Here is a 22,758-nt window from a genome sequence, read left to right as displayed (position 1 = left end):
GTGATGGTATGATGACTCGCTTTACAGGCATAAGAGAATCATGCCATCAGAAAGGGGTAATTCGCCAAGGAGTCTAAGATGTCGAACAAGACAGAAGTCCTCATGTGCCCTACATGTGGGGTAGAAACGCATCATGTAGTGGTGTTAGTCAGAAAGAAAAGTGGCTTTGAAGGCGATAAAAATCGCAACAAGAAAGAGTTCATCGCTGGATTTCTCAAAAGTGTAGTGTTCGGCGCCTTCCTTGCTTCTATGGATGAATTTGAACGTCACTTGATCTGCGAAAACTGTGGTCATAAAACCATTCAACAGTAACTGATAGTCCTTCTTTCTCTGCATAAGTTCATAAGTGCGGTTTGAAGCACTGGTTATTCAAATCGTATTATCCTCTTTTAGTGCTTTTGCTCTTCTTATGTTCCTCTCTCAAAAATGAGTCACATTAGTACGCATTTTAACCGCTTGGATACAGGTAACTCACTGCTATGTATAATAAATTTTGGTGGGAAATACGTGTTTCAGCTCGATGTTTAACCTCTGTTCTATCGACACGTTTTGAGTCAGTAAACACTTAAATTTCGTTTACTTTATGTTGTACGTAGTGCAATTGTGTGAAATTGGTCACATTAATGTTTAATTTATAAAAAAATAATTAATGAATAGTAATTCACAAATATGCTGACCGTGTGTGCTATTTAGTTTTGACTTATCTTTTTAGTATTCACTTGGTGAATGTTTTGTTGTTTTTAGATTGACTGAAGGTTTGACTTTCTATTCAAACTTGTGAAAGGTTGAATCGATATATTAGAAAACATGAATTTGATCTTGTTTCTATCTTTTGTTTTAAATGCGAAATTCATTATTAACAACGGATGGTTTTGATGATTTCTCTTATGTGTATCCCTCCAATTTTAGAAATTGAAAATTAAACTTTTTCAATAAAATAACGACTAAAATTAAACAGAATGATGTTCTTATATTTTTTATTGTATTTTAACTTATACATTTTTACTCATTCATTTTAACTGTTTTTGTTGATTTTAAGTTGTTGATAATAATTGTCTTTTGACTTTTGTTTTAATGGCGTTGCTTTGCTGCTTCTTTAATGTTGTGGTGAGTGGCTTTATTTATAAAAAGTCATTTTAAAGTACGTTTTTAAGCAAAGTGGAACGCGACAATACTCAGATAAATAGTATTAAAAAATTAAATAAGGATTTAACCATAAGAGTAATTTTATGGTTGATAGGTTTATTGAGGTTGATTATCTGAATTTTTATGGAATTTCATCCCAATAATCTGTTTGTCTTTAAGTTTATTCTAATAAACTTAATTCTCATGGAAGTTTCAAAACATGCAGCACACAACAAAGTGGATGATGACGCCGCTTGCAATGTTGTTGGGTACGCTGTTTTCAGCGCCATCATTCGCGGTGGAAACGAGTGTAATTGATAGCACTAGCACGCCTGAATCTACACAAAATGAAGGAGATGCGTCCTGTATTGTTTGTAAGTTTAGTGGGGCCGTTTACCTATCTTACGATACAAACATTTACGATAAAGACGACTACCGTTCTGTCCGCAATTTCTCGTGGGGAGGCGATCTCGTTTATTCCTTTTCGAGCGACACAAAAGCCTATTTTTCTACGGGTGGCTATCGTGCCCTAGAAGATGAAGTCGGCACCTACGCGACAGATTCGGTGTTGGGCTTGCAATACACGAACCTATATCGCTTTGGAGATACAGGGAAAATCGGCGTTGCGGGTCAGCTCACCATTCCAACTTCAGAAACATCTCGTAAAGATGAATTGCACACCGCGGTTCGTTTAGATGTGCCGATCTCTTTTTCAGCTTGGAGCGTCGATTTTTCGGTTTCGCCAAGACTGAGAAAAAATTTCCACGAATACAAAACCATGGGTGGACGCTCGCTGACTGAGTGGACTTACTCGTTGTTTGCTGTTGCGGAAAAGTCGTGGGAATCGTTCGCAGTGGGGATCACGGCGTTAGGTGGTAACAGCATCAGTTATCAAGGTACGCGCAGAAGCAGTTGGCAGTATGAAGGGGCGTTGTACGGCACATACGAGTTTGATGAAAGCTGGTCATTGCTACTCGCGGCGTCATCAACGGGTTTCTATCAAGATGCAGAGCGAGGCACCTTGGGCAACATCGATTTGTTGGACCAAGAGAAAGCGTCTTACATCGCGACAGTGACTTACTCCTTCTAGGAAAATAACAACAATTAAGGATATCCAAATAATGTTTAAAAAATTGACTCTGGTGTCAGCAATAACGGCCGCACTTGCAGGCTGTGGCGCAGATGATCAGGCGTATGACTATGTCGAAAGAGATGCAAAAGAAGTCGCAGTAAAAGATCTTAAAGACGGTCGTTGGTTTTACGTTCCGACGACTGGTGCCGCGCCACGCTTTGCTCTGAACCAATTCCCATTCTTGCAAGGTTCACCTCGTTACGTTGAGCTTTGTTTTACCAAAGAAGGTCTGGAAGTTCGCAGTTACGATAAAAACTACCCAGACGCGCATCTAAGCAAAGATGCCAATAATTACTGCGGTGAAGAGAAATTTGTCGCAGACGACGACGGCGTTAACTTCGCACAAGTGCTGACGATTCCGGGTGACTTTGCGGCGTATCGCTGTCAAGAAGACGCGCATGGTGATTGCACCAACAAAGAAGAAACCAACGAAGACGCAAGCTTAAACTACAAGAAGAAAACTCACTTCACTCCTCGTCCTGAAGATCTCGAAATTGCAGAATTCAATATGGAAGATCTGTATGGCATTACCGAGGGCATTGATGAAATTGGCACACCACGATTGATCTCGTGGGACTTTGACCCTAAAAACGGTCTTCTCAATTTCGAACTAGAGCGCACGTTCCGTATCGATTTAGATAATATTTCCGACTACATCAACTTTGCAACGAAAGCGAGCTTGGATGAAGCGCTTGTTGATGGCGCGTTTAAATCTCGTTTCTACTACTCGTTAGTGCACGAAAGTGAAGTGGCAACCGAAGGTTACCAACCGATCTTGTACCCAGTGGGTGATGAGAACGACATTGGCTTCTTCACTACGTCGACGAAAAAGCTTAACCCAGTCACGAATAAATACGACCGTGATGTGGTTTACCTCAATCGTTTCAACCCGAATCAAGGTTCTATCAAATACTACTTGAGCGATAACTTCTTTGAAGAGAAGAACAAGTTGTTCTTGGATGCAACGCTGCAATCGATCGACAAGATGAACCAAGCGCTGAATGTATTTGGGGCGGATGCAGGCAAGCCTGAAATCGAGATTGTGAACAAAACCAAAGCGGCTGGTATTCACCCAGGAGATCTGCGTTACAACGTGATTAATCTGATTGACGAGCCTCTAGCGAACGGTCTGCTTGGCTACGGCCCGTCGGTTTCTAACCCGATGACGGGGGAAATCATCAAAGGCCACGTGAACCAATACGCAGGCGTTGCAAGAACGGGTGTACCTTTCTATTGGGATAACTTGGCGCGATTCTACAATCGTAATCAGCTGGACTTAGATGGATTGGATCCACTGCCGACTAATAGTGAAACGGTGAAAACAGAGGTCGAGGATAGAGTTGAAGCCCTCTCGACAATGGCAGCAATGGCGAGCCTGAAATCGGATGAAAACATTTATGTGCCTTTCGTATCAAAAGAAGATATCGTTTCTGGCAAGGCGGCGACAAAGAGCCCAACTCAGCTAATGAAAAACTTCAATGATGATATGGAGTTTGAAAAGGTGGTTGAAGCTGAAGAGAACCGTTTGTCTTTCTGGGCAGAGAACAACGTCTATCCAATTGAAGCGTCGTGGGTTTCTTCAACTAACAAGGCCATGTTGGACAACTTGAAGTTGGACGACGAGCGTTACTTTGAGATCAAACTCGATGACGCAGGTAACGAAGTATCACGTCAGCTTAAGCGCTGGAAATACCTGCCAAAAGAGTTGCAAGTGAAAGTCGCAGATGCGATTACGGTTGCGACTTACAGCAATACGCTCGTTCACGAGCTTGGCCACAACATGGGTCTGCGCCATAACTTTAAAGGCTCAAATGACAAAGCGAACTACTACACGCTAGAGCAAGCGCATCAACTTGGTTTGAACAACATTCCTGCTTACAGTTCGACGATGGACTACGCGCCAAGCATGTTGGATGAAACGCCAACTTGGGGTCTGTACGACATTGCGGCCTTTAAGTTTGGTTATGGTCGTAAAGTCGAGACGATTCAAGATTCTTCAGGCTCAGCTCCCGCGCCTGTTGCGAAACCGGCAGACAGTGCGAGCGATGAAGACAAAGCGGCATACGCTCGTTACCTCGCTGATCAGCAAGCCTACCAACAAAGCTTTGCATACAAGTTTGGCAACAATCCAGACAACACATCGCTGATGGTGTGTTCTGAAGTGAAGGCATTAACGGGGAACGAGAAAGGCAAATCACTCTACAACTGTGACTTCAGCCGATTCGATACCGCCGCGTTGTCTGATGATCCTGAACTGAATGCGAAAACTCGTTATGGCGCACTTTACTACCTAGATAAAGTGAATGAAATTGAGCGTAAGTCTTACGATTTCTGTACCGATGGGAACGTTTCTCTAAACAGCGACTGTAACCGTTTTGACGAAGGTACAAACCTAGAAGAAATTGTTTCTTACGAGTGGCAGAACTATCTCGATAGCTATGAGCGACGCAACTTGGAGTTATATGGGACGACGGGATTATTCTCGTCCGATTATCCTGGTTACTTAGTGCGCCGTTACATGGAAATGAGCGCTATCCGTGACAAGATGGAAGATCTTGAGCGCATCGATAACCTGTACACCAATCTTGGTTACACTTCGTCAACGGATAAGCCGGGTGATTTCTTATTGCGCCTTGCTTCAAACCCTCAATACTGTAGCGAAGACAAAGCCGATAACTCATGGTTCTGTGATTACGCGAATGGGGCGAAAAAATCCGCGGCGTTCTTCCTTGATATCTTGCGCACACCAGAGCATCAATGTGTGATAGAAAATGCGGCAGGCAACCAAAAAGTGATTTCTTTTGGTCAACTGTTAGACAACAACTCACACCAAATTCCGGCTGATTACGATCTTTCAACAGCCAGCTGTTTTGATGATTTGGCAGCACGCTTTATCGAAGATTCAGATGAGGGCTATATAGCTGTTGCGGAAACTGCGAATGGACGCTTCCTAAACTCAATTGGTAGCTTTGACCCGGATTACCCTTGGTCAAATGCGGTGTCTGTGTTGGGTAACTGGCCAGACAAAGCGCTTGCGAGCTATTTCTTAGCACGTCGATTCTCGAACCGTTTTACTGATGAGGTGAGCTTTGCATCGCTGCTTGATATCCCTGGGGTGCAAGCTGAATACGAAGACATCATGGGCAACATCGTGGCAAATGACGCGTTAAATACGCCAGTCAAATTGGTGGGTAAAGACGGTAAGGAATACACCAATCTAAAAGGTGTTACCGTGAACCTACACATCACTGAGCAAATGGAGTCCCTACCACCAATGCCTCGTGGTATTGCAAGATTCCTTGATATTGGTGCAGAAGGTCGCGGACGTGTTGGCGATGTCATCTTGAGAATGGGTGTGAACCAAATGAAGTCTTACGATTATACAGTGAAGACTCGTGGTCAATCTCAGTTTGATACGTTTACGAAGCAGCAAGACCGCTACGGTATCATCGCGGGTGACAAGGTTGAGTTTGTTATCGACGGCGAGAAGTTTGTGGCAACAAAAGCAAACAAGCTGGCTTACGACTACGCAAATCAACTGGTGACGTCCAAAGGTTACGATCTAAAAACGTACCTAGATAGCTATGAGCCTGCAACACTAAACAAGGTTGCAGAGAGCATCGATAGCGCTTGGGGGCCATTCCGAACAGCGATTGTCCCAGCGTTCCACGATCCTGTATTGCTGCTGGATGCACCAATGGTCAACGCAATGAAGCGAACCATTGATGCGGATATCGCGGCAGGTATGCTGTCGTTTAGCCAGTCTTTCATCAACTTTACGACAGCGAATGTGACTTCGGGTGATTTGGTCATCGATGCAACTTCGGGCACATTGAGCTACAAAGGTGGTAAAGCGCACGATGAGCTGAAAGCGTTCGAAGCTTACACTGATGCGATGCTTTTGATTTACAACGATCACGCCGAAGACATGATGTTCGCGGTCGACAATGTGTACGCAGGGTACATGGCGTCTTCAGATGCTGACAAAGAACTTTGGCTGAAAGATCTCAATATGATTCAAGCGTATTTGCGTGGTGATATCGGCGCTGTGGCTGGTGATTACTACAAGATGCTTGATCGCCTACCAACTGCAGTGAGTTTCCAGTAAATAACTCTTAATTCACTCATACAAAGGCCTGCAGCAATGCAGGCCTTTTTCGTCATAGGACTGATGGAATTTAGGAGTGAAAGATGATCTGTCCGTCTTCTGTCATCACAAGTGTCGCTTTGCTTTGTTCGATAAGTTGGGCAGCATAAGAAGGGGTAACGGCCTGCATATCACCTTTAGATCGAAGAGTTAAAGATTCCCACGCTTGATCTCGATATTTCCCTGCTTGGGTGTATTGAATCAGTACTTTCATAGCTTCACGCTCCGGTGTGGTTGACGTGCTACTTAAGTTAACGATCTTAGGTTGGTTGCGCATCTGTTAAAAATGAAACATTAATTTAACCAAATGTGCCTTTCCAAATATCGCGCATTGAGCAGAGCAATTTAGAATCCTTGTGATGGAGGGATGAAAAACACTCAATCTTTCGATTCATACTGCGCAATATAATGTTTGAGAGATTTGGTTTCCGCACTCTGAAACTCTTCATCGTGCATACGCAGTGCTTGGATACGGTCGAGGCGGAACTGGCGGTAGTCATCGCGCAATTCGCACCAGGCGACCAGCGTCCAGACTTTGCCCCAAAAGAACTGGCCTAACGGTTGGATTTTTCTCTCGGTCACCTGTCCGCTTTCATCTTGGTAATCCAAACTGACCTTAAACTGATGATCAATCGCGTGGCGCAGAAGCTGCCCTCGTTTGGCAGTCTCGGATTGGGTATGATAATCGGGCACAATCAGCGGACAATCTTCCACTTGTTGTTTGAGCTTATCGGGCAATACCGAAAGTATTTTGGTGGACGCAGAGTGAGACGCTTCGGCAAGTTCGGCATCCGACCAGGCTCGAACCATCCGCATACCCAGTTCAAGCGCCATCATCTCTTTTTCTGAGAACATCAAAGGCGGCAGATGAGAGCCAGCTTGCAACAGGTAGCCGACACCTGCTTCACCTTGAATAGGAACACCAGAACTGAGCAACGACTGAATATCGCGATAAATCGTACGTTCGCTGACTTCCATCCTTTCTGCGAGCTCTTTCGCTGTCACGGCGTAACGCTTTGCGCGCAAAAGCGTCAGTAGCTCAAACAGTCGTTCTGATTTGCTCATGATGTTCCTTATCTAGACCTACTGGTTGTTAGTGGTAGTGTGGCTGATTACTTCTCTAGCTCACTGCACATTTTTAAGTTGTGATGTTTAAGCTCGAAGCTTTCGCAGTCAATCATTGATAACAGAGGCTGAAATTCAACGGCTTGCTTAATCTGTTTTCCCGCCTGTTTTGCATCGTCCATTGAACGCCAGTAAATGATGTCTGTCCACACATCGTCCGTCGCTTCGTGACTGAGTGAGCGATACAAAAAGCCCGGCAGATTCTTCACAAACGTTTGTGACTGTTTGGCAGCAGCGATCACGTCTTGCTCTGTTGTGCCTGCGGTTAGACGAAATTGCACAGTTTCGATAACGGTTTCCATATTGTGATTCCTTATTGGTTTTGGCGGATTGCCTGTTGAGTTCCAAATAAGGTTACGCGGATGGAATGTCAGAACATGTCAGTAGTGAAATCTCACTCACTTATCATCAATATGGTTATTTTTCTGGGCTGTTGTAACGATCCCAGTAAGGTAAATCTGTGCCGAGTTTTTCGCTGATAAAATCGATAAAGGCTCTTACTTTCAACGGCATGTGCTTGCGCTCAGGGAACACCGCATAAATGGCGTGTTCTGGTAGAGAATACTCTTCCATCACCGGTTTTAGATTTCCTGCGGCAAAGTCTCTTCCTGCAATAAACGTCGGCAGTTGCGCAATGCCCGAACCTCTCAACAGCAACTGGCGAATGGCTTCGCTGTTATTGACGATAAAGTTTCCTTTTGGAAGCACCTTGTATTCGCTGCCATTGTTGATGAACATCCATTCGACGCCGCCACGGAAATAGGAATAACGCAGGCAGTTGTGACTGACTAAATCACTTGGTTTTTGTGGTGTTCCAAACTCCGCTAAGTAATCTGGCGAGGCACAAAGCACACTTTTACAAGGGGCGAGACGTTTTGCGATTAGATTGGAAGAGGTGAGTTCACCAATACGGATCCCCAAATCAAAACCGTCTTTAACCAAATCGACCATTTTGTCTTCGAGGTTTAAATCCACTTCAATTTTCGGGTAACGAGCGAGAAACTCGCTGATCAAAGGCGCGATATGCAGCACACCGAAAGACATCGGCACGGTAATTTTGAGCCGACCTTGTGGAGAGCCTTGCAGTTCCGATACCGCGTCCACGCCTTGCTGGGCCAGATTGAGCGCTTGAGAAGCGTACTCAAAATAGCGTTCTCCCGCTTCGGTCAGGCTCAGCTTACGCGTGGTTCGGTTAAGGAGACGAATACCCAAATCGTCTTCTAGTTGGTTGATGCGTTTGCTTATCGCCGATTTCGTCAGATTCAGCTGTTTGGCCGCAAGGGAAAAGCTGCCGCATTCGACAACAGCAACAAAAACGGGCAGGGAGGCAATCGCGTTCACATCAATCTCCTATCATCGTGAAGCATTTATTGTTGAGCACAAGGATACAATTAATTTCCAATTATAGAGATTATCTTCAAGAAGAAAACAATCTAGACTATGCATCAGTATTACGACCTTGATTTTGGGAAGAAGAAAATGAAGTACGATTGGATCCTGTTTGACGCTGACGAAACCTTATTCCACTTTGATGCTTTCAAAGGTTTGCAGCTTATGTTTTCTCGCAAAGGCGTAGATTTTACTGAACAAGATTTTGCTCATTACCAAACCGTAAACAAACCGCTTTGGGTGGATTACCAAGACGGCAAAGTAACGGCAGATGAGCTAAAACATAACCGCTTTACCGAGTGGGCTGAGAAGTTGAATACCACAACAGCAGATCTCAATAGCGCATTTTTAGAAGCAATGGCCGATATTTGCAGTTTGTTGCCAGGTGCAAAAGAGCTGATGGAAGCGCTGCAAGGCAAAGCTAAAATGGGCATCATCACCAACGGTTTTACAGAGTTGCAAGCAATTCGCCTTGAGCGCACAGGGATGACTGAGTACTTCGATAAAGTGGTGATCTCTGAACAAGTGGGCGTCGCAAAACCGGACTTAGGCATTTTTGAATACGCGATGCAGCAAATGGGCAACCCATGCAAAACGCGTGTACTGATGGTGGGTGACAACCTGCATTCCGATATTCTTGGTGGCAATAACTTTGGTATTGAAACTTGCTGGTTAAATACCACAGGCGCAAGTGTCGATGAGCGTATCGCACCAAATTACACCGTTGAGTCTTTGAGTGAACTAAAGAATATTTTGGTGGCGTAACCGAATCGGGTATTATTCCGCAGTAACCCTCAGAAAAATCAAGGAATAACCATGCCAGACATCAAACAGCTAGACAGCAAAGTCGTTTACCAGAATAAGTGGATGACGGTGCGTGAGGACAAAATTTTACGTCCGAGCGGCGCAGAGGGCATCTATGGTGTGGTCGACAAACCTGATTGTGCTGCGATTCTGGCTATCGATAATGGGATGATTCACTTGGTTCAGCAGTACCGTTACACCGTAGGTCAACGTTGTTGGGAGATCCCACAAGGGGCGTGGGAATCAAACCCAGATGCGGATCACCTTGAGCTTGCCAAAGGCGAGCTGCGTGAAGAAACGGGCATGCAGGCGAGCGCAATGGCGTATGTCGGCGCGCAGTTTATCGCATACGGCTTTTTGAATCAGACATGTCACGTCTACTTCGCCAGTGATTTAACGGACGTGGGCAATCAACTCGACAGTGAAGAAGAGGATTTGATCACTCGCGCTTTTTCTGTTGAGGAGTTCGAACAGATGATGATCGACGGCACGATCAAAGATTGTGTCACCATCGCCGCTTATGGTTTGGCGAAGCTGAAGAAATTCATTTAGTTATCCATGACGATTTTTTAATGAAAACAGCGGCCTAGTGCCGCTGTTTTTAGTTTGGGTGAGTTCGTTGAGCCATCGCTTACTCGTCGATTTTCTTACCTAAGATTTCCACTTGCGCTTTTTTGGTCACCCCCGCGACTTGCAGCGCTGTGCTGCCAACCGATTCATAGTTCAACTCGATCTTGTCTAATTTCGCGTTATCTTTTGTTGGTAGGCTTAAGCTTCTTGATGACATGCCTTTAGTCAGAACACCTAAACTGTCGAACGTCTTTTCCTGACCATCTTTCATGATTACTTTAACGCTTTTCAGATCGACCGTACCTTGCGTACATTTGATTTTTATGTGGCTGAAACGAGCGTTAGCAAATGGGGACAGTGGATTGACTGTGTCGGTTTCCGATTTAAAACTGACGGTTTTATCTGCAATCTTGTCCCAATCGTTGTCTCCTGCAACCGATTGGAAAGAGGCTACAGCCGCTAAAAGACAGAGCGCGATGGTGTTGAACAGTTTCATAGCTTTTCCTTACCTTAGGTTTAAATATTCTGTTTAATCAGTTTGATGACGTGTGTGACTTCGTCTTGAGTTAAAGCCCCTTCTTTCACGAATAAAATTTCGCCTTGTTTATTTTGTACGATAATCGCAGAACTTTCTTGCTGCAGATCCCAAGTCGTTGCTAATACGCCATTTTTGTCCAACACCATGGAAGACCAAGAGAATGTCTTTTTGCTGTCCTCTGCCGACGATTTTACAAATGTACCGGTTCCCCATATGGCGTCTTCTTGGTTGATCACGGTTGTGGTCTGATACTGATCTTCAGGAAAGTGAGCGGCAGTGATTGCTGACATCAGCGGCGCGTTCATCTCTTTGGCTTTACTACGACCTGCAATGGCTTGTATCACACGGACTTTGCCTAACATCTGCTGAGTTGCCCAAGGTTTATAAGCCACATCGTCTCCTTGCAGCGTCATTTCGCCATAGGTATCAATGCTGACGGAAGGGGTGGTTTGACCGACAGAAAGGCTATGAGAGAAGGCGAGTGTCGGGGCGAGAGCGAGTAAGAATGACAGAACAGATGGCGTTTTCATTGGGGGTTCCTGTAACGAAGTGAGGTTAGAGCAAATTAAATTAAGGGGCAAATACGATGCCCCTTATCGGATGTGGCGATTAGTTAGAAAGTACAACGCGCGCATTTAGCGGTTGCAGCGGACGATTGTTTTGTCCCATGACTTCCATCAGTTTCGCGGCTTGATCTTTGGATAAGGTTTGAGTGTCTTTAAGCACAAACCAGCGCACACCTTCTGAACATGGTGGTGTGGTTAAAGAGCCGTTAAATCGATAGTAGTTTGCAGTTTTTGGCAGTAAGTCGTTAATCTCAAACGTATCTTTTAAGAACGTGGTTTGATTCTCTTGTGGGATTGCGTTGATCAGTTTAGACAGCGCTGCGTTTTGATCGCCAGCATCAAACATCACCGAAATTACCGCCAACTCGCCGTCTGCGTTGGCGTGTACAAAGTGCGCTTCAAGTGGATATTGGCGGCCTTTGATTTGGTTTTCTGATGGTGTGTGGAAATGGAACTGTTGCAGCTCGAACGTTTCGCCATCGATGGTGAAGCTGTTACGTCCGTTCACTTGCGCTTGCAGCGTATGACCATTATTGGTTAAGCCAATGACCTGACCAGTGTACGAAAGGTTCAATGCTTCCAGTTTTGCATCGGCAGGGTTGTCGATGTTGATTGGGCTTTGGTTTTTTGTGGTAGCACAGTCTTTGGCGATTTCTCCCCAGTGCTCTGGCCCGTGTTTGTCATTGCCATAGCCCCATTCCGAAGCCTGAGCAGCGCTTAGAGTGAGAAGTGAGAGTGAAAAAGCAAGTAGTGTTTTCTTCATAATCATGTCTCTGTTCGGTCGCTTCGATAAGCGTTGTTACAAGGCAATGACCTAGAGGTTTGATCACTGCCTGACAAATTAGAAACGGTGGCTGAGTTGGGCACCAATTAGGAACGCATTTGAATGGGTCACGCCTGTCACCATCGGTGCAGGAACACCTTCATACGCGCACTCTTCTACGTTGACATCTTCACCAATCAAGTACGTCATGCCGATGTCAACCGTGGTATCTGATGACCATTGGTAAGAGGCACCCGCAGATAACCAGTGACGGTTCGAATCTGGGATAGAAAGCGAAGTCAGCTCATCGACAGGTGTTTTGTCGAACATGTAACCCGTGCGAAGTGTCCAACGTTCATTGGCGTACCAAGTCGCACCGATGGAGTAGTGCGCGGAGTCTTGCCACTGAAAATCTTTTAGCAACTGATCATCAGCTTTCAAGCTGTCAAATGCTGACCAACCAATCCACTGCACAGAATAGTGCAGGGCAAATTTAGGTAAGACGCGGTGATAACCGGAAAACTCCGCAATATCCGGTAGCGGCATAGCAAGCGAGTCGTACGATTCGCCAGCAAAGTGGATGTCACCCTTGGCATCAATGTTAGGGCTGTGCTTGTAGCTTAAACCTAAGCGATGACGTTCGTTAAACTCGTACATCATGCCAATATTCGCACCAAGCCCAATGCCGCCAGCTTCCACATCAAGTGCGTTGCCTTTTACGGATCCACAGCGTTGTTCTAGTTCGTTTCCAAGTATGTTCCCACCAACGCAAACACCCACGTCCATATCGCGGTACAGCTCACCAGAGCCGTAAATCACATCAATACCACCACCGATACTAAAACGGTCGTTCACCTTGTATGCCAAGCTTGCGCCAAGGTTGACACTCGCTACGCTGGTGACACCGCCAAAAACAGGTGCGCCATAGTTTGGTTTAAACTTCATGTCAGTTCCGAAGTTGGAGTATGCCGATAGGCCTAGATACCAGTCGTCGTTGATAGGGTGAATAAAGTAAAAATTGGGTACAACGGCTGGTTGACCAACGCCATCGACGTCATCAATGTCGGTCACGGTTTGAGAGAAGGACGGGGTAATGTCAACTTGAGGGGACGGAGGAAAACCGCCCATACCAACATTGACATCTGCATTAATATTAGCTCGATGATATTGCGCATTTTTTACGGTAACGTCAGGTTTGACGTAAGTGACACCGAACGATAAGGCACTTTGTTTAAACAGCGTCATCGCTGCGGCGTTGCGGCTGACTACAGACGCATTATCACCAATGACGGCATCACCAGCAAAAGCACGACCAAGACCCGTCGCCGAATGTTCGTTAATTTGAAAACCACCGGCATACGCCGTCGATGAGGCTAAACCGATTAATAAATAAATCGGTGAAAGAGTGAATTGTCGCTGCATGTTTTTTCTCATGAATTAATTAGAGATTGTATTGCAACGAAAAGTAGTAAAATAAACAAATCTGACCAGTGTATTTAGGAGTAAAACTAACAGTATGTTGACAATAAATAAATTTAACTTAATAAATATTTATTGATGAATTTATTAAGGGTTCATGTCGTGAATGTGGTGATTATTTTACGTGTAAATTAAACTCATAGCCTCTATTTTTATTTTTGCGGTATTACTTCTCTATTTTTATTGTGCTGACTGTTCCCTAACAAATAGAGGGAAATCCAGCGATAAAGTGTCCGTGATGGAAACTCTGAGTCATTTGTATTTCCATTGCATCCCAACGTTGGTAGTTCGAATCAGCAAGAGAACTATCGTTTAAACCCACATGACACACTCCTCTCGGCCTTACCTGTGTTATGTGGGTATTTTTTATTTAACTTGTCACTTAACTCTTCTTTAAATTCAATAATCAAAAATGACCATGATGAAATTTAAATGGATTGCATGTTGAATAAGTTTAGATTTTACTGGTTTGCTGATATTTAAAAGTTTTGTTTATAATACTTATAACTTGAAATTTTGTATTTTAATTATTGTTAATCTATATTTAAATATAAAAGTAGACTCATGTATATGAAAACAAAATGACCACGATATTTCGTGGCCATTTTTATCATCAAAGTATTTATGATGATTAAGAATTTAACCTATAAGAAAGTCTTATTAAAAGCGAAACTCTTCTAAGTTATTGCTGCTTTCCAACATTTTTTCAGCAACATAACGATGCGTGGCTGTGGTTGGGTGAGTCACATCCCAGAACACAAACTTATCTGCGCCAGATGCCGCACACTCAGAGCGTAATGAATGGGTGTACATGTAATCCACAGAAGATGAGCGGTTGATGTCCAGACAAGGCTCACTTGCATTCACGAACCCGTGTTCTTCTGGTGCCGAGGTTAACGTCTCAAACAGTGCGTGCGTATCAAACAATGAAATGTTGTAACCTTGAGCTTTATAGTACATCGCTTGTGCTTTGATGAACTCGTTCATTTTCAATACTTTCGCGCGAATCGTTTCAATTTCTTCCTGCGTTGAGTATTTGAACTGTGGTGCTTTGGTTGCGTCTGGCAGTGTCATCAACATGAAGTTCTTCGCGCCCGCGTCTGTTAGACGAATCAGAGCTTCAGCGTAATCCGCTTTTACTTCCGGCACGCTACGGTTGTAGTTCATGAAATCATTTAAACCAAACTCCAACGTAAACAATGTGTTTGCTGGGTTGTAGTTTTTCGCCAGTTTTGTGTAGGTCAAGTAAGAAGAAACTTGTTCGCCGACACCTGTTAGCGCAATGTATTGGTTCTCACCTGCTGCGCCGCCAACTGCCCAGTTATAAAGCGGTAAGTTTTTGGCTTTAGCAACGTATTCCGTCCAAACAAAACCGTTCGAGAAGTGACCTAAGAACCAGCTGTTTGGGTTAGGGAAGCGCCATTGGGAAGCGTTAAAGATGTTGCCTGTATCAGATAAGCTGTCGCCCAAAGCCACTACTTTGTTGATTTGATCTGGTTGCATTGCAGCATCATTGCTCCAGATCGTGTGGTTATAAGAATAGCGATTGTCAGCAGCAAAAAACGTAATGTCTGCGTTCTCGTTCGCCAGATCTAGTGTTTCTTCACAGCGCTGGCGAATCACGTTTTGTGAAGTGTTGGTGTAGAACATGTTTTTAAATGAAACAGAGCTCCACCAATAACCGTCGATAGTGAAGTCACTACCATCTTGGTTTTTTGCCCATTTCCAGTCGGTAGCCGCATCATCCTTAGAGTGGCTCGTACGATACCAGCAGCGAACGTAAGTATAGGTTTGATTTTCTTGCGTGCTGACCACTTCAGACGCAGAAACCATTTCTGGTGATAATGTTGGCTCCTCTGCAACGGCAGAGGCAAGCGGAAGTAATGCAGTTAATAGTGTGATTGTTTTTTTCATCATTCACTCTTCTTGTAATGGTTATGGTTCCGAATACGTGAATACGCTCGGCTATAACAGTATTTAGATGAGAATTTTTCTCACTAAACCTTCTAATTCTGAGTAAATACTCAAGACAGTCAACAACTAAATATTCAATATTTCAGTTTTGGCACCACGGTCAAAAAATCCATTCAGCATAGCAATCGATTAAATGTGTGCTATTTAGAATAATTACTCACTAACATTAATTTAACATGCACTTTTTGTTAATTAAGTGATTGCTTTATAAGGTTTTGTTTATGCTTTTTGATGTTAACTAAAAATGTTTATTGAATGATCTTTTGTACAAAGTTGTATATTCATGAAACAAATTGTTTGGCATTTTTGGCCTATAAACTATAGCTGAAGCTCTCATGCAAACATCATGGTGATGACTTTTCATGGGAATATAGTGAATAAAAATTAGCTCAAATAAGGAATAGGGCAAATGCACTACACAACAAGTAAAAAACAAGGCTTATTTTCGTTGTCTGCCGTAGCGATAGCACTGACCACTTCTATGTCAGCGTTTGCGGCTCCACCAATGGGATTTGATGAATCTAAGTTACCGACGAAGTACATCGTCAAATTCAAAGAAGATGCAGTCAGCCGATCTTCAATGGGTGGTAACTCTTTTTGGGGACCACGAATCGCGCAGGAGTCTGTTTTAGAACAGGTGAAGGCACGTAAGGTGGAAAAACTGGGTAATCGCGCCATTTACAGCGTTGAGTTGGATGGTGATGACTTAGAACCACTTCGTAATCGCAGTGATGTGGAATATGTCGAAGTCGATCCGCCTCGCTATTTGCTCAGTGAAACTACCCCGTGGGGTTATGAAGCGGTTAATGCTCAACAGTTAGACGACTTCAATGCTGGTAATCGCACTGTATGTATTATCGATTCAGGGTACGACATCTCGCACAACGACCTAAGCGGTAACCGTGTTGCAGGTACCAACGATAGTGGTACAGGGTCATGGAGCGATCCGGGTAACAATAACGCCCACGGTACTCACGTAGCAGGTACTATCGCAGCGATTGCCAACACCGAAGGTGTGAAGGGTGTGATGCCAAACCAGAATGTGAATTTGCACATCGTGAAAGTATTTAACGAATCAGGTTGGGGTTACTCATCTGGACTTGTTAAAGCGATCCAAACGTGTGCAGATAATGGTGCCAACGTTGTGAACATGAGTCTTGGTGGTAGTCAATCAAGCCGAACTGAGCAAAATGCACTGCAAAACATTTACGATCAAGGCGTTCTGCTAATCGCCGCAGCTGGTAATGACGGTAACACCGCACACAGCTACCCAGCTTCTTACGATTCAGTTATGTCTGTTGCTGCTGTCGATAACCAAAATGATCATGCGGCGTTCTCGCAATCTACTGATCAAGTTGAGATCTCTGGCCCAGGTGTGGCGATCTTATCAACGGTTACGGTAGGCGAAGGTAAACTTTCTGATATTACCTTGAATGGTGTAAGCCAATTTGATCGCGGCATTGTCCCTCACAATCGTTTGATCAATAACGGTTCTTCGTATGTGCCAGATCCAATCGCTGGTTCAGTAACAGCAATGCTAGATAGCTGTGATGTATCTGGCGGTAACTTTAACTGTGGTGATATGTCGGGCAAAATTTGTTTGACTGAACGTATTGGCAACCAGTCTTCAGGTAACTACCCAGAAGTGGATGCGGTTCAAGCTTGTTACAATGCAGGTGCACGAGCGGCAATCGTATACAGCAACTCTGAACTACCTGGTTTACAAAACCCATTCTTGGTTGACACAAACAACGCTTATCGCATGGTGTCGGTGACGGTTGACCGTGCATTTGGTCAAGAGTTGCTGGGGTATGTAGGTCAAGAAATTACGGTTTCAACCACCTCTGGTGAAGATTACGAGTACTACAATGGTACATCGATGGCAACACCTCATGTAACTGGCGTAGCAGGCTTGGTGTGGAGTTACCACCCAACGTGTACAGCAGCGCAAGTACGTAATGCCCTAGTTCAAACGGCAACAGACATTGATGTTGCTGGACGAGACAACCGCACAGGTCACGGCCTAGTGAATGCGGAAGCGGCGAAACTGTTCTTGGATGCGGGCTGTAACGGTCCTGACGGTGGCGGTAGCTCTTCGGACTCTAGCTTCTCAAACACCAGCCCTGTTGCGATTCCTGACAACAAATCTTCTGGCGCAATCAGCGCAGTAGATGTCGATCGCTCTGGTGATTCAGGTACAGTAAGTATTGACGTTGATATTAGCCACACTTACATCGGTGACCTACGAGTGACGCTAACTTCACCGACTGGTGGAGAAGTCGTGCTTCACGATAATACTGGCGGCAGCGCTAACGATATCAAAGCCACTTTCCAAGCGGATTTCTCTGGTTTTGAATCACAAGGTTCTTGGGAACTAAAAGCGGTAGACAGTGCCAGAAGAGACACAGGCACAATCAACAGTTGGACTCTGACTTTTCAATAAGGAGTGGCTATGAAGAAGTTGACCTTACTTTCTTTGTCTGCGGTGAGTGCTACCGCACTATTGGCAATCGGACTAAGCTCGGCCAGCTTGGCGAACAATCAAGGGTTTCCGCTCGTGGATGAACGTTCCGAACAAGCTGAGCAACAACCTACGCGTTACTTTGTTAAGTATCACAAAGGGAAAGAGAGCGAAGTGAGAGCGCTTCTTCGTCAACATAACCTTAAAGTGGTTGATGCGTTGGTGAAGCAACAGGTACTGGTGGTGAGCGGCGAACAAGCGGACGTCGATAAGCTATCTGGTAACGAATCCGTTGAATACACTGAGCAAGAACCAACGAGAAAGTTGTTGTCTCAATAAGATAGCCTCAATATGAAAAACGCCCCTCACGTGAGGGGCGTTTTGTTTGAGTGCTTTTCTTAGAGATGAATGCCGACGAGCCTAATTCTGCATTCATAAGAATAAAAGCTTAGCGCACAATCAGGCCAAGTAGGATACCTACAATGCCGAAGTCAGCATCACTGAATGTTGTGTTTGCAAAGCCAAGATCACCCAGTACTGGCATTAGGAAGACAGGTAGGAAAGTAATCAGTAGACCTTGTGCAAACGCACCTAGAATTGCGCCGCGACGACCACCTGTTGCGTTACCAAATACACCCGCAGCCGCACCCACAAAGAAGTGTGGAACTACACCAGGGATAATCACAGTAAGCCCCATCACGTACAGCAGGAACATGCCCACTAGACCGGCTGCAAAGCTCGATAGGAAGCCCACCAATACCGCATTTGGTGCGTATGGGAACACAACCGGACAATCCAGTGCAGGTTTTGCGTTTGGAACCAGTTTGTCTGAGATGCCTTTAAATGCAGGAACGATTTCTGCGATAACCATACGTACACCTTGCAGGATAACGTACACACCACCTGCAAATGTGATGGATTGCATTAGCGCAAACATAGACCAATGTTTACCGCCACTGACTTCACGGACAAAATCACCGCCAGCGAACAAACACGTCACCACAAAGATGATGCCCATGGTGAAAGAGATCGCCACTGGCGTATCGCGCAAGAACAACAAGCTTTTAGGGACATTCATCTCTTCAGTAGAGTGTTCTTTGTTACCGAACTTGCTGCCAATAAAGCCAGCTAGCACGTAAGAAAGGGTAGAGAAGTGACCAATCGCAACGTCGTCAGAACCTGTAACTTGCTTCATGTACTTGTGAGCGATCGCAGGGAAGAACACCATTACAGAACCCACAACCACAGAGCCAAGCGCGATCAGTGGAACGCCTTTCATGCCGCTAGATGCCAGAATCGCTGCTACCATCATCGACATAAATAGTGTGTGGTGACCGGTTAGGAAGATGAATTTCCATGGCGTGAAGCGAGCGATCAAGATGTTCACTAACATACCGAAGAACATGATCATCGCCATCTCTTTACCAAACGCTTCTTGCGCGATAGAGACGATAGCTTCGTTGTTTGGAACCACGCCTGTAATGCCAAATGCGTGTTGGAAAATCGTCGCGAAGTCGCCTAGCGAGCTCACAACTAAGCCTGCACCTGCGCCAAGTACGATGAAACCAAGAATGGTTTTTACCGTGCCTTTAATGCACTCGGTGACTGGTTTTTTCTGGGCAATTAAGCCGATTAGAGCGATGAGACCGACCAGAACCGCTGGCTCTGATAGGACATCGTTCATTAAGAAACTGAAGAATTCCATAACGCCACCTTATAGAGCGCCAAGCTCTTGAAGTGCCAAAGATAAACGCTCTTTCATTGCGACTTTGTCGACCATGTTATCAAGCGCTACGATACGTTGTTCAACGCCAAGTGCTTCCAACTGTTCTGCAATATCTTTTGTGGCGATGAAAATGTCGCAACTTGTGCCTTTTGCTGAGCCAAGATCGATGTGATCCACAGCGGCATCGACGTTCAATTCTTTTACGATGCTTTTGATGCTCATTTCCATCATTAGGCTAGTACCAAGACCGTGACCGCAAACAACCATAATTTTCATAATTCAGACCTTTTCTTTTTTATAGGGGGTATACCCATTTGTGAATGGGGTATGTCAGGAGTAAAACTTAGTATTTGTCGATGATCGCAAGAACATCTTCTTTGCTTTGAGCGTTGCAGATGGCCTCTACATGCTCTTCATTCATAAACAATTCCGCCAGTTTCGAAATCGCATCAACGTGGCTATTACTGTCCGTTGCCGCTAGCGTGACCAGCATTTTTACTGGGTCATTTTCTTCAGAGTTAAAGTTGACGCCGTTTTGGATCACCGTGATCGCCAATGACAAGCGGTTAACGCCATCTTCAGGGCGAGCGTGTGGCATCGCCATGCCCGGACCTACCACGTAGTAAGGACCAAGCTCTTCGTGCGAGCGGTAAATTGCCTCAACGTAACTTGGTTCTATCGCGCCATTTTCAATCAAAGCTTCACAAGATTTGCTGATCGCATCTTTCCAGTCGGTTGCGTCAGAATGGATGCGAATGACATCAGAGGTAATCAGTTCACGTAGCATTGGAATGTTTCCGATTTGTTGTTTTGTTGCTGCGTACTTTATCGATCAATTTGCCAGAAAAACCTGAGAGTGATCACAAATGGTAGCGCTATCTGATAGCGCTACCATTAATTGTGATAGCGCTATCATTTTTATCAGGCATCGAAGTTTCATGTGCTGGTGTTCGAGTTCTAATGCGCTAATATCAAAACCATTAAAGCGCTGTGATAAGATGTCGCAGCTGAAATTAGAGAACATTAAATAAAAACAATGAGCGAACCTCGCAAACGAAGAAGTACCGGCAATGTCACTTTGGCTGATGTCGCCAAACAAGCAGGCGTAGGCACTATGACGGTGTCGCGAGCATTACGAACGCCAGAGCTGGTATCCGATAAGCTGAGAGAAAAAATTCAACAAGTGGTTGATGAGCTCGGCTATATCCCGAACAAAGCCGCAGGGGCACTCGCATCTGCAGAAAGTTATTCCATCGCTCTAATCATTCCGTCACTGTTTGAAAAGGCATGCGCGCATTTCTTACCAAGCTTCCAACAGGCGTTAAACAAAGCGGGTTATCAATTATTACTGGGTTACAGCGACTACTCGATTGAGCAAGAAGAAAAGTTGCTTTCGACTTTTTTAGAGAGCCGTCCTGCGGGCGTGGTACTGTTTGGAAGTGAGCATAGTCAGCGAACGCATCAACTGTTAGAGGCATCAAATACGCCAGTGTTAGAGATTACCGAACTGAGCTCAAAGGCCAGTTATCTCAACATTGGCGTGGATCACTTCGAAGTGGGTAAGGCCTGTACCAGACACCTGATTGAACAAGGTTTTAAGAACGTTGGTTTTATTGGGGCGCGCGGGAATCACTCAACGTTGCAACGGCAGTTACACGGTTGGCAAAGTGCGATGATTGAAAACTATCTCACCCCAGATCATTTTCTAACGACTCATGAAGCGCCATCTTCACAATTGGGTGCGGAAGGATTGGCGAAGTTATTGCTGCGCGATTCAAGCTTGAATGCTTTGGTGTGTAGCCATGAGGAGATAGCAATTGGTGCGCTCTTTGAGTGCCATCGCCGCGTGCTCAAAGTCCCGACCGACATTGCCATTATTTGCCTTGAAGGCTCTTCTATGGGGGAGCATGCTTACCCAAGTTTGACATCGGCAGAATTTGATTACGAGCGCATGGGCACCAAGGCGGCAGAAAAACTGTTGCATGCCATCAAAGGTGAGCCAGAAGAAAGACCAACCAGTATGGGCTTTAAGCTAAAGCGTCGAGCAAGTACTGCGATTAACTGACACTTCCTCTTTCCATAAATGTAAAAAGCCTCTCAATATGGAGAGGCTTTTTACATTCTGGATTCGCGAGCGAAAACTACGGACGTTCGCCCGCGGCTAGGCGTTGTTCGATATCTACGATCACCTCTGGCAGATCGGAGATGGTGTCGATTAAGTAGTGAGGTGCACTCTTGATAAACTTCGCGCGTGCTTTTTCACGAGCTTTCTCTAAGGTTGCTTCGTCTGCAGCTTGGTATTCTTCAAATGTCAGACCCGCTTCGTTACCAGAAAGCAGCAGACCTACCGTCCACATGCCCGCATTGTGACCTTCAAAGATGCCTGGTGCTGAGTCGTCCACTTTGACGCATGCTTTAACGTCGGTTACACCAAGCTCAATCACGTTTTTCAGTGCCATAAACGGCGCAGGGCGACCACCTTGTGGCAGATCGTCTGTCGCGACAACGTAATCTGGTTGGTAGCCGTAATCCGCTGCAACTGGAATCAGTACATCCATTACTTCGCGAGGGTAACCCGAACAAGAACCGATCTTGATGCCTTTGTCTTTCAGACCGTTTACCACTTCAACTGCGTTGAGGATTGGTTCTGCGTGGTCAGCCACTTTTGCTTTTTGCAGAGGCATAAATGCCGCATAGATAGCGTCGATGTCTTCGCTGGTCATTGAGCGCCCAAACTTCTCGTTCCAACGCTTATCAACCGCAGGAATGCGACCCACAGCTTGAATGTGGTCCCACTTACCAAGCCCCATTGGTTCACGCGCCTCTTCAAGGTCGATATCGAAATCAAAGCCTTGCTTGAACGCTTCCACAAAGATGCTGGTTGGCGCGAAAGAGCCGAAATCGACGATAGTGCCAGCCCAGTCAAAGATCACTGCTTGAATTGGTGAGTTGCTCATGT

Annotated in this window: 21 protein-coding genes; 8 read left to right on the top strand and 13 right to left on the bottom strand. The window is 45.1% G+C overall.

Annotated features, from left to right (window positions below):
* Positions 1 to 78 precede the first annotated feature (78 nt).
* The 3 genes from MTR11_RS16790 to MTR11_RS16780 all read left to right on the top strand — a co-directional run bounded on the left by MTR11_RS16790 (position 79) and on the right by MTR11_RS16780 (position 6,365).
* Positions 79 to 312, top strand: coding sequence for a hypothetical protein (locus MTR11_RS16790; RefSeq protein WP_005393681.1), 234 nt, complete (start codon positions 79 to 81; stop codon positions 310 to 312).
* Positions 313 to 1,345: 1,033 nt separating this feature from the next.
* Positions 1,346 to 2,215 (top strand): hypothetical protein, encoded by an 870-nt coding sequence (locus MTR11_RS16785; protein WP_005393683.1) that lies wholly within the window; start codon positions 1,346 to 1,348, stop codon positions 2,213 to 2,215.
* Positions 2,216 to 2,246: 31 nt separating this feature from the next.
* Complete coding sequence (locus MTR11_RS16780; RefSeq protein ID WP_167427219.1) at positions 2,247 to 6,365, top strand: M66 family metalloprotease; 4,119 nt, start codon at positions 2,247 to 2,249, stop codon at positions 6,363 to 6,365.
* A 70-nt stretch (positions 6,366 to 6,435) separates the two neighbouring features.
* Here the strand turns inward: MTR11_RS16780 and MTR11_RS16775 are convergent, their stop codons facing one another.
* From MTR11_RS16775 to MTR11_RS16760, 4 genes are all read right to left on the bottom strand, one after another.
* Positions 6,436 to 6,618 carry a hypothetical protein gene (locus MTR11_RS16775; RefSeq protein WP_005393690.1) on the bottom strand — a complete coding sequence of 61 codons (183 nt, stop codon included), beginning with the start codon at positions 6,616 to 6,618 and terminating at the stop codon, positions 6,436 to 6,438.
* A 164-nt stretch (positions 6,619 to 6,782) separates the two neighbouring features.
* Positions 6,783 to 7,469 carry a helix-turn-helix transcriptional regulator gene (locus MTR11_RS16770; RefSeq protein WP_005497912.1) on the bottom strand — a complete coding sequence of 229 codons (687 nt, stop codon included), beginning with the start codon at positions 7,467 to 7,469 and terminating at the stop codon, positions 6,783 to 6,785.
* Between the two features lie 47 nt (positions 7,470 to 7,516).
* Positions 7,517 to 7,831 (bottom strand): hypothetical protein, encoded by a 315-nt coding sequence (locus tag MTR11_RS16765; protein ID WP_005497913.1) that lies wholly within the window; start codon positions 7,829 to 7,831, stop codon positions 7,517 to 7,519.
* 115 nt (positions 7,832 to 7,946) lie between these two features.
* Positions 7,947 to 8,870 carry a LysR family transcriptional regulator gene (locus tag MTR11_RS16760; protein WP_005384329.1) on the bottom strand — a complete coding sequence of 308 codons (924 nt, stop codon included), beginning with the start codon at positions 8,868 to 8,870 and terminating at the stop codon, positions 7,947 to 7,949.
* A gap of 138 nt (positions 8,871 to 9,008) precedes the next feature.
* Between MTR11_RS16760 and yjjG the strand changes: the two genes are divergently transcribed.
* Positions 9,009 to 9,683 (top strand): pyrimidine 5'-nucleotidase, encoded by a 675-nt coding sequence (gene yjjG / locus MTR11_RS16755; RefSeq protein WP_029800868.1) that lies wholly within the window; start codon positions 9,009 to 9,011, stop codon positions 9,681 to 9,683.
* Between the two features lie 51 nt (positions 9,684 to 9,734).
* Positions 9,735 to 10,274, top strand: coding sequence for an NUDIX domain-containing protein (locus tag MTR11_RS16750; protein ID WP_005393699.1), 540 nt, complete (start codon positions 9,735 to 9,737; stop codon positions 10,272 to 10,274).
* Positions 10,275 to 10,353: 79 nt separating this feature from the next.
* Here MTR11_RS16750 and MTR11_RS16745 read toward each other — a convergent pair whose 3' ends face one another.
* The 5 genes from MTR11_RS16745 to MTR11_RS16725 all read right to left on the bottom strand — a co-directional run bounded on the left by MTR11_RS16745 (position 10,354) and on the right by MTR11_RS16725 (position 15,555).
* On the bottom strand, positions 10,354 to 10,788 hold the full coding sequence (locus tag MTR11_RS16745) for a hypothetical protein (RefSeq protein WP_005480927.1): 435 nt from the start codon (positions 10,786 to 10,788) through the stop codon (positions 10,354 to 10,356).
* A gap of 20 nt (positions 10,789 to 10,808) precedes the next feature.
* Positions 10,809 to 11,360 (bottom strand): YtfJ family protein, encoded by a 552-nt coding sequence (locus tag MTR11_RS16740; RefSeq protein WP_167427220.1) that lies wholly within the window; start codon positions 11,358 to 11,360, stop codon positions 10,809 to 10,811.
* A gap of 79 nt (positions 11,361 to 11,439) precedes the next feature.
* Positions 11,440 to 12,159 carry a carbonic anhydrase gene (locus MTR11_RS16735; RefSeq protein ID WP_104972244.1) on the bottom strand — a complete coding sequence of 240 codons (720 nt, stop codon included), beginning with the start codon at positions 12,157 to 12,159 and terminating at the stop codon, positions 11,440 to 11,442.
* 78 nt (positions 12,160 to 12,237) lie between these two features.
* A complete protein-coding gene (locus tag MTR11_RS16730; RefSeq protein WP_243328079.1) occupies positions 12,238 to 13,581 on the bottom strand; it encodes an OmpP1/FadL family transporter in 1,344 nt (447 codons plus the stop codon).
* Positions 13,582 to 14,298: 717 nt separating this feature from the next.
* Positions 14,299 to 15,555: a type 2 secretion system lipase gene (locus MTR11_RS16725; protein ID WP_150917147.1), complete on the bottom strand. Its 1,257-nt coding sequence runs from the start codon at positions 15,553 to 15,555 to the stop codon at positions 14,299 to 14,301.
* Between the two features lie 466 nt (positions 15,556 to 16,021).
* Here MTR11_RS16725 and MTR11_RS16720 point away from each other — a divergent pair, with 466 nt between their 5' ends.
* Together MTR11_RS16720 and MTR11_RS16715 are read left to right on the top strand one after the other, a co-directional pair.
* A complete protein-coding gene (locus MTR11_RS16720; protein WP_006741281.1) occupies positions 16,022 to 18,055 on the top strand; it encodes a S8 family serine peptidase in 2,034 nt (677 codons plus the stop codon).
* 9 nt (positions 18,056 to 18,064) lie between these two features.
* Positions 18,065 to 18,412, top strand: a complete 348-nt coding sequence (locus MTR11_RS16715; protein WP_005395359.1) for a hypothetical protein — start codon at positions 18,065 to 18,067, stop codon at positions 18,410 to 18,412.
* A gap of 109 nt (positions 18,413 to 18,521) precedes the next feature.
* On the opposite strand, the gene MTR11_RS16710 is transcribed toward MTR11_RS16715, so the two are convergent.
* The 3 genes from MTR11_RS16710 to MTR11_RS16700 all read right to left on the bottom strand — a co-directional run bounded on the left by MTR11_RS16710 (position 18,522) and on the right by MTR11_RS16700 (position 20,586).
* Positions 18,522 to 19,778 carry a PTS ascorbate transporter subunit IIC gene (locus tag MTR11_RS16710; protein WP_047007992.1) on the bottom strand — a complete coding sequence of 419 codons (1,257 nt, stop codon included), beginning with the start codon at positions 19,776 to 19,778 and terminating at the stop codon, positions 18,522 to 18,524.
* Positions 19,779 to 19,787: 9 nt separating this feature from the next.
* Positions 19,788 to 20,075, bottom strand: a complete 288-nt coding sequence (locus MTR11_RS16705) for a PTS sugar transporter subunit IIB (protein ID WP_104970272.1) — start codon at positions 20,073 to 20,075, stop codon at positions 19,788 to 19,790.
* 67 nt (positions 20,076 to 20,142) lie between these two features.
* The gene (locus tag MTR11_RS16700; protein WP_005463973.1) at positions 20,143 to 20,586 is read right to left on the bottom strand and encodes a PTS sugar transporter subunit IIA; all 444 of its coding nucleotides are present in this window, start codon (positions 20,584 to 20,586) and stop codon (positions 20,143 to 20,145) included.
* 249 nt (positions 20,587 to 20,835) lie between these two features.
* On the opposite strand from MTR11_RS16700, the gene MTR11_RS16695 reads away from it, so the two are divergent.
* Positions 20,836 to 21,864 (top strand): LacI family DNA-binding transcriptional regulator, encoded by a 1,029-nt coding sequence (locus tag MTR11_RS16695; protein WP_025501411.1) that lies wholly within the window; start codon positions 20,836 to 20,838, stop codon positions 21,862 to 21,864.
* A 76-nt stretch (positions 21,865 to 21,940) separates the two neighbouring features.
* On the opposite strand, the gene phnX is transcribed toward MTR11_RS16695, so the two are convergent.
* Positions 21,941 to 22,756, bottom strand: coding sequence for a phosphonoacetaldehyde hydrolase (gene phnX, locus MTR11_RS16690; RefSeq protein ID WP_047007994.1), 816 nt, complete (start codon positions 22,754 to 22,756; stop codon positions 21,941 to 21,943).
* Positions 22,757 to 22,758: the final 2 nt, after the last annotated feature.

This window comes from Vibrio sp. CCB-PB317 (assembly GCF_022808245.1).
Taxonomy (GTDB): domain Bacteria; phylum Pseudomonadota; class Gammaproteobacteria; order Enterobacterales; family Vibrionaceae; genus Vibrio; species Vibrio diabolicus.
This window is presented reverse-complemented; position numbering and strand designations above follow the sequence as displayed.

What these genes read in the sequence shown, in the direction of transcription:
- MTR11_RS16740 (WP_167427220.1), bottom strand. Translation starts at nt 11,360, where the DNA reads ATGAAAACGCCATCTGTTCTGTCATTCTTACTCGCTCTCGCCCCGACA.
- phnX (WP_047007994.1), bottom strand. Translation starts at nt 22,756, where the DNA reads ATGAGCAACTCACCAATTCAAGCAGTGATCTTTGACTGGGCTGGCACT.
- MTR11_RS16705 (WP_104970272.1), bottom strand. Translation starts at nt 20,075, where the DNA reads ATGAAAATTATGGTTGTTTGCGGTCACGGTCTTGGTACTAGCCTAATG.
- MTR11_RS16745 (WP_005480927.1), bottom strand. Translation starts at nt 10,788, where the DNA reads ATGAAACTGTTCAACACCATCGCGCTCTGTCTTTTAGCGGCTGTAGCC.
- MTR11_RS16710 (WP_047007992.1), bottom strand. Translation starts at nt 19,778, where the DNA reads ATGGAATTCTTCAGTTTCTTAATGAACGATGTCCTATCAGAGCCAGCG.
- MTR11_RS16700 (WP_005463973.1), bottom strand. Translation starts at nt 20,586, where the DNA reads ATGCTACGTGAACTGATTACCTCTGATGTCATTCGCATCCATTCTGAC.
- MTR11_RS16730 (WP_243328079.1), bottom strand. Translation starts at nt 13,581, where the DNA reads ATGCAGCGACAATTCACTCTTTCACCGATTTATTTATTAATCGGTTTA.
- MTR11_RS16715 (WP_005395359.1), top strand. Translation starts at nt 18,065, where the DNA reads ATGAAGAAGTTGACCTTACTTTCTTTGTCTGCGGTGAGTGCTACCGCA.
- MTR11_RS16770 (WP_005497912.1), bottom strand. Translation starts at nt 7,469, where the DNA reads ATGAGCAAATCAGAACGACTGTTTGAGCTACTGACGCTTTTGCGCGCA.
- MTR11_RS16725 (WP_150917147.1), bottom strand. Translation starts at nt 15,555, where the DNA reads ATGATGAAAAAAACAATCACACTATTAACTGCATTACTTCCGCTTGCC.
- MTR11_RS16695 (WP_025501411.1), top strand. Translation starts at nt 20,836, where the DNA reads ATGAGCGAACCTCGCAAACGAAGAAGTACCGGCAATGTCACTTTGGCT.
- MTR11_RS16780 (WP_167427219.1), top strand. Translation starts at nt 2,247, where the DNA reads ATGTTTAAAAAATTGACTCTGGTGTCAGCAATAACGGCCGCACTTGCA.
- MTR11_RS16775 (WP_005393690.1), bottom strand. Translation starts at nt 6,618, where the DNA reads ATGAAAGTACTGATTCAATACACCCAAGCAGGGAAATATCGAGATCAA.
- yjjG (WP_029800868.1), top strand. Translation starts at nt 9,009, where the DNA reads ATGAAGTACGATTGGATCCTGTTTGACGCTGACGAAACCTTATTCCAC.
- MTR11_RS16735 (WP_104972244.1), bottom strand. Translation starts at nt 12,159, where the DNA reads ATGAAGAAAACACTACTTGCTTTTTCACTCTCACTTCTCACTCTAAGC.
- MTR11_RS16785 (WP_005393683.1), top strand. Translation starts at nt 1,346, where the DNA reads ATGCAGCACACAACAAAGTGGATGATGACGCCGCTTGCAATGTTGTTG.
- MTR11_RS16720 (WP_006741281.1), top strand. Translation starts at nt 16,022, where the DNA reads ATGCACTACACAACAAGTAAAAAACAAGGCTTATTTTCGTTGTCTGCC.
- MTR11_RS16765 (WP_005497913.1), bottom strand. Translation starts at nt 7,831, where the DNA reads ATGGAAACCGTTATCGAAACTGTGCAATTTCGTCTAACCGCAGGCACA.
- MTR11_RS16790 (WP_005393681.1), top strand. Translation starts at nt 79, where the DNA reads ATGTCGAACAAGACAGAAGTCCTCATGTGCCCTACATGTGGGGTAGAA.
- MTR11_RS16750 (WP_005393699.1), top strand. Translation starts at nt 9,735, where the DNA reads ATGCCAGACATCAAACAGCTAGACAGCAAAGTCGTTTACCAGAATAAG.